Origin of the sequence: Novosphingobium sp. P6W (genome assembly GCF_000876675.2) — a bacterium.
GTDB lineage: Bacteria > Pseudomonadota > Alphaproteobacteria > Sphingomonadales > Sphingomonadaceae > Novosphingobium.
On the sequence record NZ_CP030353.1, the window covers coordinates 689715 to 704723 of the forward strand.

Genomic DNA, 15009 nt, shown 5'->3' on the forward strand with positions numbered 1-15009 from the left:
CTTCAGCGGCCGCCGGTCATCTTCGTAAAAATTCTGCCGAGTCACCTCTATCAGGGAAAGTCATATGCCGACCAGCAAAACTCTATTGAATAGGTAGACAATAATGCGTCTTAACCCCCTCCACGATCGGTTCGATCAACAAGGGGGTTTTCTTGAAGCGGTTTCATTCTCCGGCATTCCCGGCCCAGCGACGCAGCGCCTTTATCGGATCGGCGATGGGCATGGCACTGGCTGCGGCTTATCCGGCGCAAGCAGCAGCTGCCGAGGCAGATACAGCCGACGCCGCCGACATTTCCGAGATCACCGTCACCGCGCGCTACCGCACCGAAAGCGCGCAGGAAGTGCCGATCGCGATCTCCAGCATCTCAAGTCGCCAGCTGGAAGCGCAGGGCGCGACGTCGCTCAAGCAGATCGTCCAGCAGCTGCCCAGCCTCAACATCCAGGGCTTCAGTGGGCGCAACCAGACGATCACCATTCGCGGCTTGGGCACTAATGCCGGCGGCACCAACGATGGGCTGGAGCAGGGCGTCGGCCTTTACGTCGATGGCGTCTATCGCCCGCGCACGGGTTCGGTCATCACCGACCTGATCGACATCGAGAGCATCCAGCTGCTGCGCGGGCCCCAGGGCACGCTGTTCGGCAAGAACACCGTCGCCGGCGCGATCGACATCAAGACGCGCGAGCCCGAATTCAAAACCCAGGCCCGCGCCGAACTGAGCTATGGCAACTACAACCAGCTGCGCGGCTATTTCTCGTACAACGGCGTCGTCAATGACGACCTCGCGTTTCGCGTATCGTACTTGCGCACCCAGCGCGACGGGCTGATCTACAACACCGTCCAGCGCCAGGACTGGGACAACCTCGACAACCACGCCGCCCGCTTCGACCTGCTCTATAAACCTACCGACGCGTTCAAGCTGCGGGTCATCGCCGACTATTCAATCCAGAAGGGCGATGTCGGCTTCACCAGCGTGGCCGGCGTGCTGCCGACAGTGCGTGCCAACGGGTCCGAAGTGCGCGGGTTCTATCGCCGCGCCGCCGATGTCGGCTACGTGCCGGGCACCGTCAACGCCTTCGACCGCAAGACCGACATCGACAGCTCGCAATACGACGAGATGCCGAGTTGGGGCCTGCAGGCGCGCGCGGACTGGGACGTGGGGCCGGTGAACCTCACCTCGATCACCGCCTACCGCAACTGGAAGTGGGTGCCCAATTATGACGGCGACCAGTTCGGCGCCAACATCATCACCAACTCCGTCGTCGCCACCAAGCAGCAGCAGTTCAGTCAGGAACTGCGCGCCGCGTCCAAGGGCGAGCAGACCATCGACTACACCGCCGGCCTGTACTTCTTCTGGCAGGAGGCGGACGACGACACGATCAACCTTTACGGCCGCGATGCGACCACTTGGCTGACCACCGCGAACACACCTACGGCGGCAGTTTCCACCCTGCCCGCATCGGTATTCGACGGCCTGGTGTCCTATGCCCGCGTCGTCCCTGCAACCTATAGCTACGCCGCCTATGGTCAGGCGACGTGGAACATATCGCCCTCGCTGCGGCTCACCGGCGGCCTGCGTTACACTTATGAGCACAAGACCGGCATCTACGACGCCTACGCCACCGGCGACTACGCGCCGCTTTCCAGCTTCGCGCCCGCAATCCAGGCACAGGTCGCGGCCCTGCGTGCGGCTTATGCGCCTGCGGGATCGTACACCGCCTCGAAGAACACCAACAACCTGTCGGGCACGGCCATCGCCGCCTACGACCTGTCGGACGACGTGCACACCTATGCGTCCTATTCGCGCGGGTATAAGTCGCCCGGCATCAACCTGGTGCGCCAGACGCTCGGCGTCGATATCTTCGTCAAGCCCGAGAAGGTCGACAACTACGAACTCGGCATCAAGACCCGCCTGCTGGGCGGCAAGGCGGAATTCAACCTTGCGCTGTTCTGGGCCGATGTCAGCAACTACCAGGCCAACTTCGTCAACTACGCCGTCACCCCGGCGGTGGGCTACATCAGCAACGTCGGCAAGCTGCGCTCACGCGGTGTCGAGGTGGATGCCCGCGCCCAACCGCTCGAAGGCCTGACGCTGGGCGTCGCCGGCACCTACAACGATGCCGAATACGTGTCCTATACCAATGCGCCTTCGCAGTACCTCTATTCCTACCTGCCTTCGCAGGACCTTTCGGGCCAGCGCGCCTCGGGCGCATCGAAGTACGCAGCGACCGGCAACTTCGAATATACGCGCGGCCTTGGCACCGTTGACGCCTATGTCGGCGGCGACATCAGCTATCGCTCCAGCTTCTACGCGGCGGTCAATCTCGACCCGTTCAGCTACGTGCGCGGTTATACGCTGGTCGGCCTGCACGGCGGCGTGCGCGCGCCCGACGACCGCTGGGAAGCGTCGCTGTGGGTCCGCAACCTGTTCAACAAGGACTACTACAACACGCTGTCGGTCAGCGCCTCCAACGGCATCGTCCAGGGGGCCCTTGGCGAGCCGCGCATGTACGGCCTGACGCTCAAGGGACGTCTTTGAACCTTCCACCCACCCCATTCGGCAAAGGAGTTACGATCATGACGAAGCGCACCCTGAAGCTCGGTCTAGTCACCACCGGGGTCGGCGGCCCCGGCCAGCACAACCGCTGGCTGGACCCCAACATTCCCGCCGACGCCAGCGTCGATGTGGACTGGTACATCGAGCAGGTTCGCAAGGCCGAAGCCGCCAAGTTCGACTTCGTGTTCATCGTCGACAGCCAGTACATCACCAAGGATTCGCCGCCGCACTACCTCAACCGGCTTGAGCCGCTGACGCTGCTGTCGGCGCTGGCGGTGGCGACCAGCCACATCGGCCTGGTGGGCACGCTGACGACCTCGTTCAACTCGCCGTTCAATCTGGCGCGCCGCCTCGCCTCGCTCGACCTCATCAGCAAGGGGCGCGCGGGCTGGAACGTCGTCACCAGTGGCGATCCGGGCGCGGCGGGCAACTTCGGCCTCGACGAACATTACGACTACGAGACGCGCTATGGCCGCGCCTTCGAATATCTCGACGTGGTGCAGGGCCTATGGCGCTCCTACGAAGACGACGCGTTCGTGCGCAACCGCGAAACCGGCGTGTTCCTCGACCCCGACAAGCTGCACGCGCTGAACCACAAGGGTAAGTACTTCTCCGTCACCGGCCCGCTCAACCTGCAGCGCTCGCCGCAGGGCCAGCCGGTGATCTTCCAGGCCGGTGACAGCGACCAGGGCCGCAATCTGGGCGCGCAGACCGCCGATGCGATCTTCACCCATGCCGCCTCGATAGAGGCGGGCGCCGCGTTCAAGCAGGACATCGCCCAACGCGCGGTCGCAGCCGGTCGCGGGCCAGACGACGTGCTGATCCTGCCGGGCGTCAGCATCTATGTGGGTGACACCGACGAGGACGCCCGCCGCATCGAGCAGGAAACCCGGCGCGCCGACACCAGCTTCGAACTGGCGCTGGCCGAATTTGGCCGTTCGTTCGGGTGGCACGATTTCCGCCAGTACGACCTCGACGCGCCCTTCCCTGTCGAAGCGCTGGAACACGCACGGCGCAGCTTCTTCACGCAGGCGCAGCGCATCGTCCAGCTCGCCACCGAGGGCGGGCTGACCTTGCGCCAAACGGTTGAGAGCATCGCCGCTTCGTACAAGAGCCCCTTCACCGGCAGCGCGCAAACCGTGGCCGACGAAATCATCCGCTGGTTCGAAGCCGGCGCGCTCGACGGGCTCAACGTCATGCTCGGCCATCCCGACCAGTTCGATCGGTTCGTCAACGAAGTCGTGCCGATCCTGCAGGCGCGCGGCGTCTATCGCAGCGACTACGACGACACCACGCTGCGCGGAAACCTGGGCCTGCCCAAACCGACGAACATCCGCAACGCCGCCGCGCCGTCCGAACCGGCGGGCAGCGAGGAACGGACGCTGGTGAACTCGTGATCCGCAACCGATTGAAGCAATGGACCGTCGTCCTGGCCGCCGCGCTCGCGGTGGCCGGGTGCGGCGGTTCGGGCGGTGACGCCAAGGGCAATGCGCGGGTCCGCTGGGCCTACATGCTGCCGACCTCGTGGGACCCTGTGACCAGCCGTACCGGCGCGGACATCAACCCGGTGAGCATCGCCTATGCCTCGCTCACCCGGCTCGACAAGCAGGGCAACGTCCAGCCGGCGCTAGCGAAAAGCTGGAGCTATTCGCCCGATGGCAGGACGCTGACCTTCGAACTGCGCGAGGGGCTGAAATTCACCGATGGCACCGCGCTTGATGCCGCCGCAGTGAAGGCCTTCTTCGAACGCGGCAAGACGCAGAAGGATTCGTTCCTGCGGCCCGAGATCGAAAGCATCGCCAGCTTCGGGATCGACGGCCCGCGCCGCGTGGTTTTCCACCTCGCTCGGCCCGACTATCAGCTGCCTTATGTCATGGCCGGGCGCGTCGGCGCCATCGCCAGCCCCACCGCCGCCGAGAAGGATCCCGCCAAGCTGGCACTTTGGCCGGTCGGCGCGGGGCCGTTCAAGATGGTGGAGTTCGTGCCGGAATCGCACGCCTACTTCGTCAAGAACCCGGACTACTGGGACGCGGCGAACATCCATATCGAGCGGTTGGAACTGACCACCCTGTCCGATCCTTCGACGCTCGTCGCCTCGCTGATGTCCGGCGCCATCGACGTCGCCCCCATCGCGCCCAAGCGGGTGGAGGAAGCGCGGGCGCGGGGCCTTCAGGTGACGACGGCGCCTTCGCTGATCTCGTCCGACCTGATGATCAACCGCAATAGGGCCCCGTTCAACGATCCGCGCGTGGCCGAGGCGGTCCGCTATGCGATCGACAGGAACGAGCTGGTCAAGACGCTGACGGCGGGCCTGGGCACTCCCTCCAACCAGCCATTCCCGCCGCACTACTTTGCCTTCGATCCCGAGACGAAGGACAAGTGGGGCTACGATCCGGGGCGCGCCAAGGCGCTGCTCGCACAGGCGGGCCATGCGCCCGGCAGCCTGACGGTGGAAATCGTCATCAACCCGATCTCCAGCGAAGGGCTGGCCGAACTTCTGCAGGCGCAGCTTGCGCGCGTGGGGATCAAGTCGAAGCTGCGGATCATCCCGCCCGGTTCTTCCAGCTGGCAGAGCGAAGTCTATATCGCCAAGCGCCCGGCCATCGCCGTGGACGGCACGGTGGGGCGCGAATCGCCGATCCAGAACCTGCTGGCAGTCTACGGCCCGCAAGGGATCATGAACCTGAGCGGGCCTTACTCGGCGCCAGCGTTCCTCAAAGCCATCGATGAAGTGCGCGCCACTCCGATCGACGATCCGCAATACCGCGAACGCCTGCACCGCGCGACCCGCCTGGGCGTGGAACAGGGGCCCAGCGTGTGGCTGTTCAGCACGCCGATCGTGGTCGCCTCGCGCTCGCGGGTGAAGAACCTCAACATCGTGCCCTCGCAGGTCCGCTGGGAAGGAGTGACCGTGGAATGACCGCAGTTTCCGGGCAAGGCGCAACCGCGATCCGGTTGCGCCACGGGCGCGCGACCCTGCGCTTCGTCGGATCGACGCTGGCCATCGCGGTGCCGGTTTTCCTCGTCGCCACGCTCATCACCTTCCTGCTGGGAGTGGTGTCCGGGCTCGACCCGGCGGCGGGGATCGCGGGCGATGCCGCCTCGCCCGAAACCATCGCGCGCATCCGCGCCGACCTCGGCCTGGACCAACCGATCGCGCTGCAATACCTGCACTGGATAGGCCAAGTCCTGCGCGGAAACCTAGGCACCTCGTGGTTCAACGGCGTGCCTGCGGCCGAGCTGATTTTCCAGCGCCTGCCGATCAGCCTTTCGATCGCGGGCATGGCGCTGCTGGTGGGGCTGGTATTCGGCACCGGCCTTGGCCTCGTCGCAGGCGTGCGCAGCGGCACCCGGACCGACCGCGCGATCACCCTGTTCGCCGCGATCGTCTCCTCGCTGCCGCCCTTCGTGGTCGCCTTCGTGCTGATCCTGGTGTTCAGCCTGTGGCTGGGCTGGCTGCCCTCCTCGGGCTACGTGCCGTTTTCCGAAGACCCGGCGGGCTGGCTCGCCGCCATCGGCATCCCGGCGGTGGCGCTGAGCGTGGACGTGGTCGCCGACCTTGCCCGGCAACTGCGCACCGGCCTAGTCAGCGCGCTGTCCGAAAACTACGTGACGGGAGCGGTGGTGCGCGGGTTGTCGCGGCGGCGCATCCTGTTCGTTCACGTCCTGCGCAATGCCGCCGGCCCGGCGCTGACGGTGGTGGCCCTGCGCGTGCCGATGCTGATCGGCGGCGCCGTCGTCACCGAGGCGATCTTCAACATGCCCGGCATGGGCAAGCTGGCCGCCGACAGTGCCCTGCGCGGCGACGTGCCGGTGGTGCAGGGCACGCTGGTCGTCTCGATCGTGCTGATCCTCGCCTGCAACTTGTGCGTCAACGTCCTGCTCGGCGTGCTGCAACCCGCCGCCCGGCGAAGGAGCTGAACCCGATGACCCGAACATTGCTCCGCTACCCCAGCGCCCGCGCCGCCATCGTCATTCTGACGGTGGTCGCGCTGCTCGCCGCGTTCGGCCCGTGGCTTGCGCCGCATGATCCGCTGGCGCAGGATTCCTCCGCGCTGCTGCAGGGGCCGAGCGCGGCGTACTGGCTGGGCACCGACGCGCTGGGCCGCGACGTTTTCAGCCGCCTGCTCGCCGGGTCCACCGTATCGGTCCTCGCCAGCCTGCTCTCGGTGTCGATCGGGATAGTGCTGGGTGTGGTTCCGGGCCTGCTGTCGGTGTTCCTGGGCAAGCGGTTCGAATGGGTGGGCCTGCGCCTTATCGACGCCTTGATGATGCTGCCTTTTCTAGTCTTCGCCATCGCGATGACCGCGATGCTGGGCAATGGTCTGGCACAGGCCATGTTCGCGGTGGGCATCCTCATCACCCCCGCCTTCTTCCGCGTCAGCCGCGCCGCCGCGCTGTCCGTCGCCAATGCCGAGTACATCGAGGCGGCCCACCTGATGGGCGCCTCGACCGCCGCGATCATCCGCCGCCACGTCATCTCCAAGGTCCTGCCCGCCGTCGCGGTTTCGGCCGCCTCGATGACCGGCGCGTGCCTCTCGATCGTCGCCTCGCTGACGTTCCTGGGCATCGGCGTGGTCCCGCCCGACCCCACCTGGGGCGGCCTCCTCGCGACCGACCTTTCCACTCTCTACGACCGTCCCTTCGGCCCCATCGCCCCTGCCCTGCTGATCGTCGCGACGGTCTGGGCGCTTAACGCGCTGGCGGATGCGATGCGGGATGCCGGCACCCAGGAGCAGCGCGCATGACCACTCTCGACAACGTCGTCAGCCTCGAACGCCACGCCCGCCGGGCCGAGCCCGCAGAACCGATCCTCGCGGTCAACGGCCTGCGCATCGTCGCCGCAGACGGCCGCGAACTGGTGCGCGACATGCATTTCGACCTCCCGCGCGGCGGCACATTGGGCATCGTCGGGGAATCCGGCAGCGGCAAGTCGCTCACCTGCCGTGCCATCCTCGACGTGCTGCCGCCGGGCCTCAGCGTCGCCTCGGGGTCGATCCGCTACCGCGACGTCGATCTCTCGCGGCTCGATGCCAAATCGTGGCGAGCCCTGCGCGGGGTCGAACTGTCGGCGGTGTTCCAGGACCCCGGCTCCTACCTCAACCCCTCGACCCCGGTCGGCCGCCAGTTGGCCGAAACCATCCGCGCCACGCTGAAACTGAGGCGCAAGGCCGCCCGCGCCCGCGCGCTCGACCTGCTCGAACGCGTGGGCTTCACTGACCCCACCGCCGTCTACCGCCAGTATCCCTACGAACTGTCCGGCGGCATGGCCCAGCGCGTGCTCATCGCCCTCGCGGTCTGCGCCGGGCCCAGCCTGCTCATCGCGGACGAGGCCACCACCGCGCTCGACGTGACGGTGCAGTCCGAAGTCCTCGCCCTGATCGATAAACTGCGCCGCGAGGAAGACCTGACGCTCATCATGGTGTCCCACGACCTCGCGGTCGTCTCGCAGGTCTGCGACCACGTCATCGTCATGCGCGCGGGCGAGATCGTCGAGGCCGGCCCGACCCGCGAAATCCTGCGCCACCCCAAAACCGCCTACACCCGCAGCCTGATCGAAGACCACGCCGTTCACGCCATCGAAACCGGCCGAGCCCCAGCCGCCGAAACGCCGCAGCGCCCCGCCCTGCTCTCCGTCCGGGGCCTCCACGCCGGTTACGGCATCCGCACGGTGGTGCAGGACATCGACCTTCAGGTGGCCCCCGGCGAAATCCTCGGCCTGATCGGAGAAACCGGCTCCGGCAAGACGACCCTGCTGCGCACGATCCTCGGCCTGATCCCCGCCGCGACGGGTGCGATCGAGTTGGACGGCCAAAGGATCGACGGCCTGACCGGTGCCCCCTTGCGCGATTTCCGCCGCTCGGGCGCGCTGCAATACGTGTTCCAGGACCCGCTGCGCAGTCTCGACCCGGACCTCACCATCGGCGCCTCGATCGCCGAAGGGCTCACGTTGCGCAAAGGCCGTCTGGACGTCTCGGCCATCGACGCCTCGGTAACGGCGGCCCTGCGCGCCGTCGGCCTCGATCCTGACCTTGCCACCCGCCTGCCGCGTCTGCTCTCGGGAGGGCAGCGCCAGCGCGCCGTCATCGCCCGCGCCCTCGCGTTGGACCCCAAGGTGCTGCTGCTCGACGAGCCGGTCAGCGCGCTCGACGCAGTAAACCGGCTCCACGTCCTCAAGCTGCTGCGCCATCTCGCCGACGAGCGCGGCATCGCGCAGATCTTCATCTCGCACGATCTCGGCTCGGTGGCGGGCATCGCCGACCGGGTGGCGGTGCTCTATCGCGGGCAGGTCGTCGAGACCGGCCCCGCCGCCGCGCTGCTGGCCAACCCCACGCATCCCTATACGCGCAAGCTGCTCGAAGCCGCGCCCCGCCTTTCCGGCGCGGCCCCGGCCACGACCGCCCGCACCCTGTTCACGGCACATTGAAGGAGCCCCCGACATGACTCGCGAGACATTGAAGCTGGGCGCCGTCCTCATCGGCATCGGCGACGCTTCGGGCAAGGGCCTGTGGCGCGACCCGGCGGTTCCACTCGATGCCAGCGTCGATATCGACTGGTACGTCAAACAGGCGCGCGAGGCGGAGGAAGCGAAGTTCGACTTCGTCTTCATCGTCGACAGCCAGTACATCACACCTGATTTTCCCAACCATCACCTCAACCGCCTGGAGCCGCTGACCTTGCTGTCTGCCGTGGCGGGCGCGACCAGCCGCATCGGCCTGGTGGCGACGATCAGCACCACCTATTCCGAGCCGTTCGACATCGCCCGCCGCCTCGCATCGCTCGACCTCATCAGCCGGGGCCGAGCAGGCTGGAACATCGTCACCAGCCAGGACCCCGGCACCGCAGGCAACTTCAGCGGCAGCCGCCACGGCGACTACGAGACCCGCTATCGCCGCGCGACTGAATCGGTCGAGGTCGTGCAGGGCCTATGGCATTCCTACGAAGAAGACGCCTTCACCCGCGACCGCACCGCCGCGCGTTTCCTCGATCCCGCCAAGCAGCACCGGCTCGACCATCGCGGCGAGTTCTTCTCGGTAACGGGGCCCCTCAACATCCAGCGTTCGCCCCAGGGCCAGCCGCCGCTGGTCCAGGCCGGGACTTCCCCCCAAGGGCGCGAGTTGAGCGCGCGCCATGCCGATATCGTGTTCAGCTTCGCGCGCACGCCGGAGGAATCGCTGGACCTTGCAAGCGACGTGCGTGCCCGCGCCGAAGCGGCCGGGCGTGACCCGGCGGAATTGCTGTTCATCCCCGCGCTGGGCGTGACCATCGCCGACACCAACGAGGAAGCGCGAGCCGTCGAACGGGCGCGCACATCGGACGGCGACATCCGCACCGCGCTGGGCAACCTGTCACGCCAGTTCGCCGGTTATGACTTTTCCCTCCACGATCTCGACGCCCCCTTCCCCGAGATCGTGCTACCCGAGGCAGCCGGCATCAGCCGCTTTCACGAAGAGATCGACCGCGCCAAGGGCGAAGGCGCGACCCTGCGGCAGGTGATCGAAGCACAGGTTGCGACATGGCTGCGCGTCGCCGGTTCGCCTCAGACGATCGCCGACACGCTGGAGCAATGGTACGAAAGCGGCGCGGCCGACGGCTTCAACCTGTTCGTCCAGCACCCCGCAGACTGGGATCGCTTTCGCAGTGAGGTCGTGCCCATCCTCGTGCGTCGCGGGCTATTTCGAGATGAGTATACCGCCAAGACACTCCGAGGTAATCTGGGCTTGGCCAGCGTACCTAATCACCACGCTTCGGCTGTCCAATCTTTGCTTACGCCCGCTTACCAATAGGCTGTCCCCCAAGGCCAAAAGGCAAGCTCCACCCCCACTCTACCCAACGGAAAGATAGATCGGGTTGGAATAGAACCACAGGTCACGCCAAGAATCCTCTCCGGCGACGTCGGGCTCGGGCTCCCCCTGCTGCGTGTTAGTGCCCCGGACCCGCAGATAGATTGTTCCCTTCGGAACCTTCATCTGGTGCGAGACCACCAGATCGTCACCATCGACTCGAAAGTCGCGCGTGGTGAAGCGCCTGACGATCCGGGTGCTCCCGTTGGCATCTCCTTCGACGCCCGAAGCGCCGCCCGCGATCAGGTCGACATGATCGACCTTCGGCAGTTGCCCAAAGGCGTTCGGAGTGCGCGCCGGGCGGAACCGTATGACGACGTCGACTTCATCGCCGCCGCTCATCGCCAACGTTCCCCCCATCGACGCTGCCGATACGGGCGATGAACGCTGTCCCATGGTCGCTGTCACGTCCAGCTGCCGGATCAGATCGCCGGTGGTCACGAAAACGCGCCCTTTGCGCAATCCATCGAGGATGTCCGCGGAGTTTGGTGCGGCGAAGACCCATGTCTTGGAATATTCTCCCGGCCAGAAGTCTGCGCCGCCCTCACGCCAGTGACCGTGTGAATCCGAGTTGGCAGTGATGGTCCAGTGCAGCCCCTTCCCCAGCAGCGCGTCCCAGGCTCCGCCCAGCCGGGCGACCATCTGATCGAAACCGCCCATTGTCGGAAATCCGCCGTACAGGCCGCGAGAACCGTGTGCTTTGTCGGCCCCTGTTTCGGGTCTGGCTGCCTGATGCCCCGGCGCGCCTTCCATACCGATGACGACATTCGGAGCAGCCTTCTGCCACGCCTGGTACTCAGCAGGCGTATGCAAGCCCCATTCGCCAAAGCCGGACGCCGTTCGAGAAGGGTGGTTGGCGATGAGCACCGGCGCGGCGGATAGTTTGGTCATGTATCGCAACGCTTCGATCATCTTCGGCTTAGTGGTGCGCGAAGCATCGGCAGGAAACGCCTCGCGCTTGCCGAAGCGGGATTCGATATCGCGCAAAGTGCCGCGTTCGGTGGGATCGATCGGCAGGATCAGGCTAGCATGCTCTCCCCCCGGAACGTCAAATTCCATACCGTAGAACAGGACCATGCCCGGCTCCGCCCGCCGTGCGGCCACGACATCCGGCCATGCACGGTCATGGTTGAGCGCGGAATGACCGGGGCCGCCATGATCCGTCGAGACCATCCAGTCCAGCCCAAAGCGCCGCGCCATCTGTGCGTTCTTCAGGACCGTGTGCGACGAATCGCCGCCGATCACAGGCTGCGGCATACGCTCGGGATGCTCAGGATTCGTTTCGTAGCGGGCACTGTAGATGCTGTGCACGTGATGATCGCCCGCCAGCCAGCGCCTTTGGGTGACGTCGTCGGCGCAGGCCGGCGAGGCCTGTACGATGGCAACAACAGACGCGAGAAATAGACCCGAACGCATCATCGGCATGTCGTCCTTCCAGACATACGGACACCGCGCCAGCCGTCCGGCGCGGTGTCCGCAGGTTTTACCAGTGCTACCGGATCAGAACTTGGCGCGGACGCCGAAATTCACGGTGCGCCCGAAGGTGTGGATTTCGCTGACTTCGCTTTCGCTGCCGGCGAACGAGACCTGCCGTTCGTCGAGAACGTTCACGGCCTGCACAAACATTTCGATGTTCGGCCTGATCTTGTAGCTCGCACCCAGGTCGACGATGCCGAAACCCTTCTGATAATACGCCACGACGTCCTGCGGGCTGGGGAGCGAAGTCACGTTCGCACCGGCATCGGTCATGTAGTTGCTGCGATAGGTGTAGCTGACGTTGATTTCGAACGGCCCCGTCTCAAAGAAGGGCGTGATCGAGTAGCTCACATCGGAAACACCCTGAATGCCCGCCGATTGAATGCCGACGCCCGAGCTGTTCAGTTCCAGCTTGGAGGTTGCGAAAGTCGCCGTCGCGGTGACGCCAAGGCCGAACGGCAGCTTGTTGGTATAGCCGAACTCGACGCCGGAGATCGCCGCGTCGCCCACGTTGGTCGGGGTGGCCACAAGAACGTTCACCGGGAGCGTGGAGCCGTCGTTGACCGCGAAAGCCAGCGTGCGCGTCTCGAAGTCCGAGGCGATGTAGTTGCTGATGTCCTTGTGGAAGGCCGCCACCGTGAATGCGCCGAACTTGTCGAAATACCATTCGAACGAAGCGTCGAAGTTCCACGAGGTGTAGGGGCGCAGGTTGGGGTTGCCGCCCGATGCCTGCAGATTGAGGGTCGGATCGGCGAGCGCCGCCGCGCCCTCATTGAAGATGCTCGTCACGGTAACGCTGTTGGTATTGATCGAATTGCGCAGTTCCGAAAGCGAGGGGCGCGTCATCGTGCGGGCCACGCCGAGGCGAAGCTGCACGTTGTCGGTGAACTTGAACATCGCATTGGCGCTGGGCAGGAACTCGTTATACGTGGCGCGCGTGGTCGAGGGAAGAACTTCGGTGGTCGCGCCGCCGGCGCCGTCCGAAACGGGCGCGATCGTGGTGCCGCGCACATCGGTTTTAGTACGCACGTAGCGTAGGCCGAAGTTGCCGGAGACAGGGACGTCGCCCACGTCCGATTCAAAATCGATGCGGCCGTAGAGCGCCTGGATCTTCTCGCCGATGCGGTAGGAGTTCTGCAGATCGGCCGCCGTCGGCTCCAGGTCCGAAGCATTCGGATTGACGCCGTCATATTCGCTGCCGAGAGTGTAGGCCTGGTTGAAAAGCGCCCAATTCACATTGGTCCACGCCTGCCGGTTCACGATCGACTGGTCGAAGGCGTTGCCCGGCACCGGATATTGCAGGAAAGCATCGGTGCGCGCAAAGCCATCGCGCAGGACCGCACTATTCCGATCGCGGCGCTGATAGTCGCGATAACGGTCCGAAATCTGCCCCCCGAAGCGCAGTTTCGACAGGCGGAGGCCGCCCACATCGAAGTTAAATTCGCGCGAGATGTTCAAGACGAAGCTCTTGTCCTCGTCGATCGAATTGATCGGACGGACGGCAAAGCTCTCGAACGGCATGACCGAGGGATCTGTCAGGTCGAGATCGGTGTAGAGCGAGGTCACGCGGCCTTTGTTCAGTACATCACCGCTGAAATCGAACGTGAGGTTGCCGCCCCGGCCACTGGCCGTGCGGTACTGCACGCGCTGGATCGGCGTATCGAGGTCGCTGCTGGCGCGGGCGTAGCTGACGCGCGGCTCTATGTGCCAGTCGCCAAGGTCCAGCTTGATCGTGGTGTTGAGTTGAAGGTTCTGGTGCGACTGATCCATATATTCGCTGTAGTTGCGAACGCGCGCGCCGCGGATCGTACCCGCAACCAACCGGCCATCCTCGACCACGGCGGTGGACAGATCCAGTCGCGAAAGCTGGCTCGGGATATAGTAGGTAAGGCGGCGTTCGGTCGTCTCGTTGTTGAACTGCGAAAACAGGCCTTCGACATCGATCTCGAAGTTTGAGGACGGACGCCATTGCAGCCCGACGACGGCGCTGATGCGCTCGCGATCCTCCGTCTCCAGATAGGGCTGGACGTCGGTGGGAACCCGGTCGACAGCCAAGCCTTCGACCTCCCCTTCCTGCCATCCCATCCGCAAGCGGTCGAACTGGATCTTGCGGCGCGAATAGGACAGGCCTGCCAGCACTCCAAAAGTTTCGTCCCGGTTGCGCCAGCCGCCCGAGATCGTACCGTTGGGATTGAACGTATCGGTGCGCTCTTCGTAGCCCGCGTAAGCATTGGCGGCTATGAAAGATGGGCGGTCCAGCGGCTTGATCAGGCGGATATCGACGGTCGAACCGATACCGCTTTCGATCAGATCAGCCGTGGGCGACTTAATCACGACGACGCTGTCGATCAGCGTGGCCGGGAGCACCTGGAGGCGGAACTGGCGTCCCGACTGGCCGGAGTTGCGGATGTTTTCATTGTAGGCGAGCGGCATGCCGTCAAACGTCACCGCCTGAAAATTCGGACCGAGCCCGCGCACGCTGATGAACTGGCCCTCGCCCGCTTCTCGCACGATGGTGACGCCGGGCACGCGCTGCAGCGCTTCTGCCACGTTGAACGCAGGCAGCTTGCCGATATCGGCGGCGACGACCGCATCCGCGATCGAGTCCGCGTTGCGCTTGACGCCAAGCGACCGTTCCACACCATCCGAGAACGGTGCGGTTACGACGATTTCACTGGCCGGAGCCGGCTCGCCGGTCGCGATTGCTGGCGTTTGCACGGCCGCCGCCGACAGAGGGCGAACGATGAGGGCACCCGAACGATCGCGCACGACGGTTAGCGGCGTGCCCGAGATCAGGCGACGAACAGCGGTTTCGGCATCGAACTCGCCGGAAACGGCAGGTGCATTGAGCCGGGCGACCGCATCGCGCGTGAACAGGATGTCCTGTCCGCTCTGGCGGGCAAGCTGCTCCAGCGCCCGGTCCATCGACTGGGCTGCGATCGCGATGCGCACCTGACGCGCCTGAGCATTCGCGGATGTCGCAAGAGCGGCACCCGAGAGAGCCAGCGCAAGCGCCGCCGACCGGCAAAGCTGCCGTTTGAAAGAAATCATGTTCGATACCCCGTCCAGACGCTCGTCGTGAGCGCCCCCTACTGCGTCGTCGTTCTGGACGGACTTTTCCTCAGCCCCGGGGC

General features: G+C 65.4%; 9 protein-coding genes. 7 read left to right on the forward strand and 2 right to left on the reverse strand.

Going from position 1 to position 15009, the window contains the following annotated elements; translation table 11 throughout:
- Positions 1-152: 152 nt before the first annotated feature.
- The 7 genes from TQ38_RS19500 to TQ38_RS19530 are packed head-to-tail and all read left to right on the forward strand — an operon-like array spanning position 153 to position 10342.
- Entirely contained in the window at positions 153-2537 is a 2385-nt protein-coding gene (locus TQ38_RS19500; RefSeq protein WP_162792309.1) for a TonB-dependent receptor, read from the forward strand.
- A gap of 38 nt (positions 2538-2575) precedes the next feature.
- Positions 2576-3952, forward strand: coding sequence for an LLM class flavin-dependent oxidoreductase (locus TQ38_RS19505; RefSeq protein WP_043975800.1), 1377 nt, complete (start codon positions 2576-2578; stop codon positions 3950-3952).
- Positions 3949-5475 (forward strand): ABC transporter substrate-binding protein, encoded by a 1527-nt coding sequence (locus TQ38_RS19510; RefSeq protein ID WP_043975802.1) that lies wholly within the window; start codon positions 3949-3951, stop codon positions 5473-5475. The genes TQ38_RS19505 and TQ38_RS19510 overlap by 4 nt, the downstream gene beginning before the upstream one ends.
- Entirely contained in the window at positions 5472-6476 is a 1005-nt protein-coding gene (locus tag TQ38_RS19515; protein ID WP_043975803.1) for an ABC transporter permease, read from the forward strand. The genes TQ38_RS19510 and TQ38_RS19515 overlap by 4 nt, the downstream gene beginning before the upstream one ends.
- A 5-nt stretch (positions 6477-6481) precedes the next feature.
- Positions 6482-7303 carry an ABC transporter permease gene (locus TQ38_RS19520; protein WP_043975805.1) on the forward strand — a complete coding sequence of 274 codons (822 nt, stop codon included), beginning with the start codon at positions 6482-6484 and terminating at the stop codon, positions 7301-7303.
- Positions 7300-8982 (forward strand): ABC transporter ATP-binding protein, encoded by a 1683-nt coding sequence (locus tag TQ38_RS19525; protein WP_043975806.1) that lies wholly within the window; start codon positions 7300-7302, stop codon positions 8980-8982. Before TQ38_RS19520 ends, TQ38_RS19525 begins: the two co-directional genes overlap by 4 nt.
- A gap of 13 nt (positions 8983-8995) precedes the next feature.
- Positions 8996-10342 (forward strand): NtaA/DmoA family FMN-dependent monooxygenase, encoded by a 1347-nt coding sequence (locus TQ38_RS19530; protein ID WP_043975808.1) that lies wholly within the window; start codon positions 8996-8998, stop codon positions 10340-10342.
- Between the two features lie 39 nt (positions 10343-10381).
- Here TQ38_RS19530 and TQ38_RS19535 read toward each other — a convergent pair whose 3' ends face one another.
- Together TQ38_RS19535 and TQ38_RS19540 are read right to left on the reverse strand one after the other, a co-directional pair.
- Positions 10382-11824: a phosphoesterase gene (locus TQ38_RS19535; RefSeq protein ID WP_240198151.1), complete on the reverse strand. Its 1443-nt coding sequence runs from the start codon at positions 11822-11824 to the stop codon at positions 10382-10384.
- Between the two features lie 75 nt (positions 11825-11899).
- Positions 11900-14926 carry a TonB-dependent receptor gene (locus TQ38_RS19540; RefSeq protein ID WP_162792310.1) on the reverse strand — a complete coding sequence of 1009 codons (3027 nt, stop codon included), beginning with the start codon at positions 14924-14926 and terminating at the stop codon, positions 11900-11902.
- Between the last annotated feature and the right edge of the window lie 83 nt (positions 14927-15009).

Bases quoted from the DNA above. Each gene is read 5' to 3' on its own strand.
- TQ38_RS19515 (WP_043975803.1), top strand. From the start codon at position 5,472: ATGACCGCAGTTTCCGGGCAAGGCGCAACCGCGATCCGGTTGCGCCAC.
- TQ38_RS19520 (WP_043975805.1), top strand. From the start codon at position 6,482: ATGACCCGAACATTGCTCCGCTACCCCAGCGCCCGCGCCGCCATCGTC.
- TQ38_RS19525 (WP_043975806.1), top strand. From the start codon at position 7,300: ATGACCACTCTCGACAACGTCGTCAGCCTCGAACGCCACGCCCGCCGG.
- TQ38_RS19505 (WP_043975800.1), top strand. From the start codon at position 2,576: ATGACGAAGCGCACCCTGAAGCTCGGTCTAGTCACCACCGGGGTCGGC.
- TQ38_RS19540 (WP_162792310.1), bottom strand. From the start codon at position 14,926: ATGATTTCTTTCAAACGGCAGCTTTGCCGGTCGGCGGCGCTTGCGCTG.
- TQ38_RS19535 (WP_240198151.1), bottom strand. From the start codon at position 11,824: ATGCCGATGATGCGTTCGGGTCTATTTCTCGCGTCTGTTGTTGCCATC.
- TQ38_RS19530 (WP_043975808.1), top strand. From the start codon at position 8,996: ATGACTCGCGAGACATTGAAGCTGGGCGCCGTCCTCATCGGCATCGGC.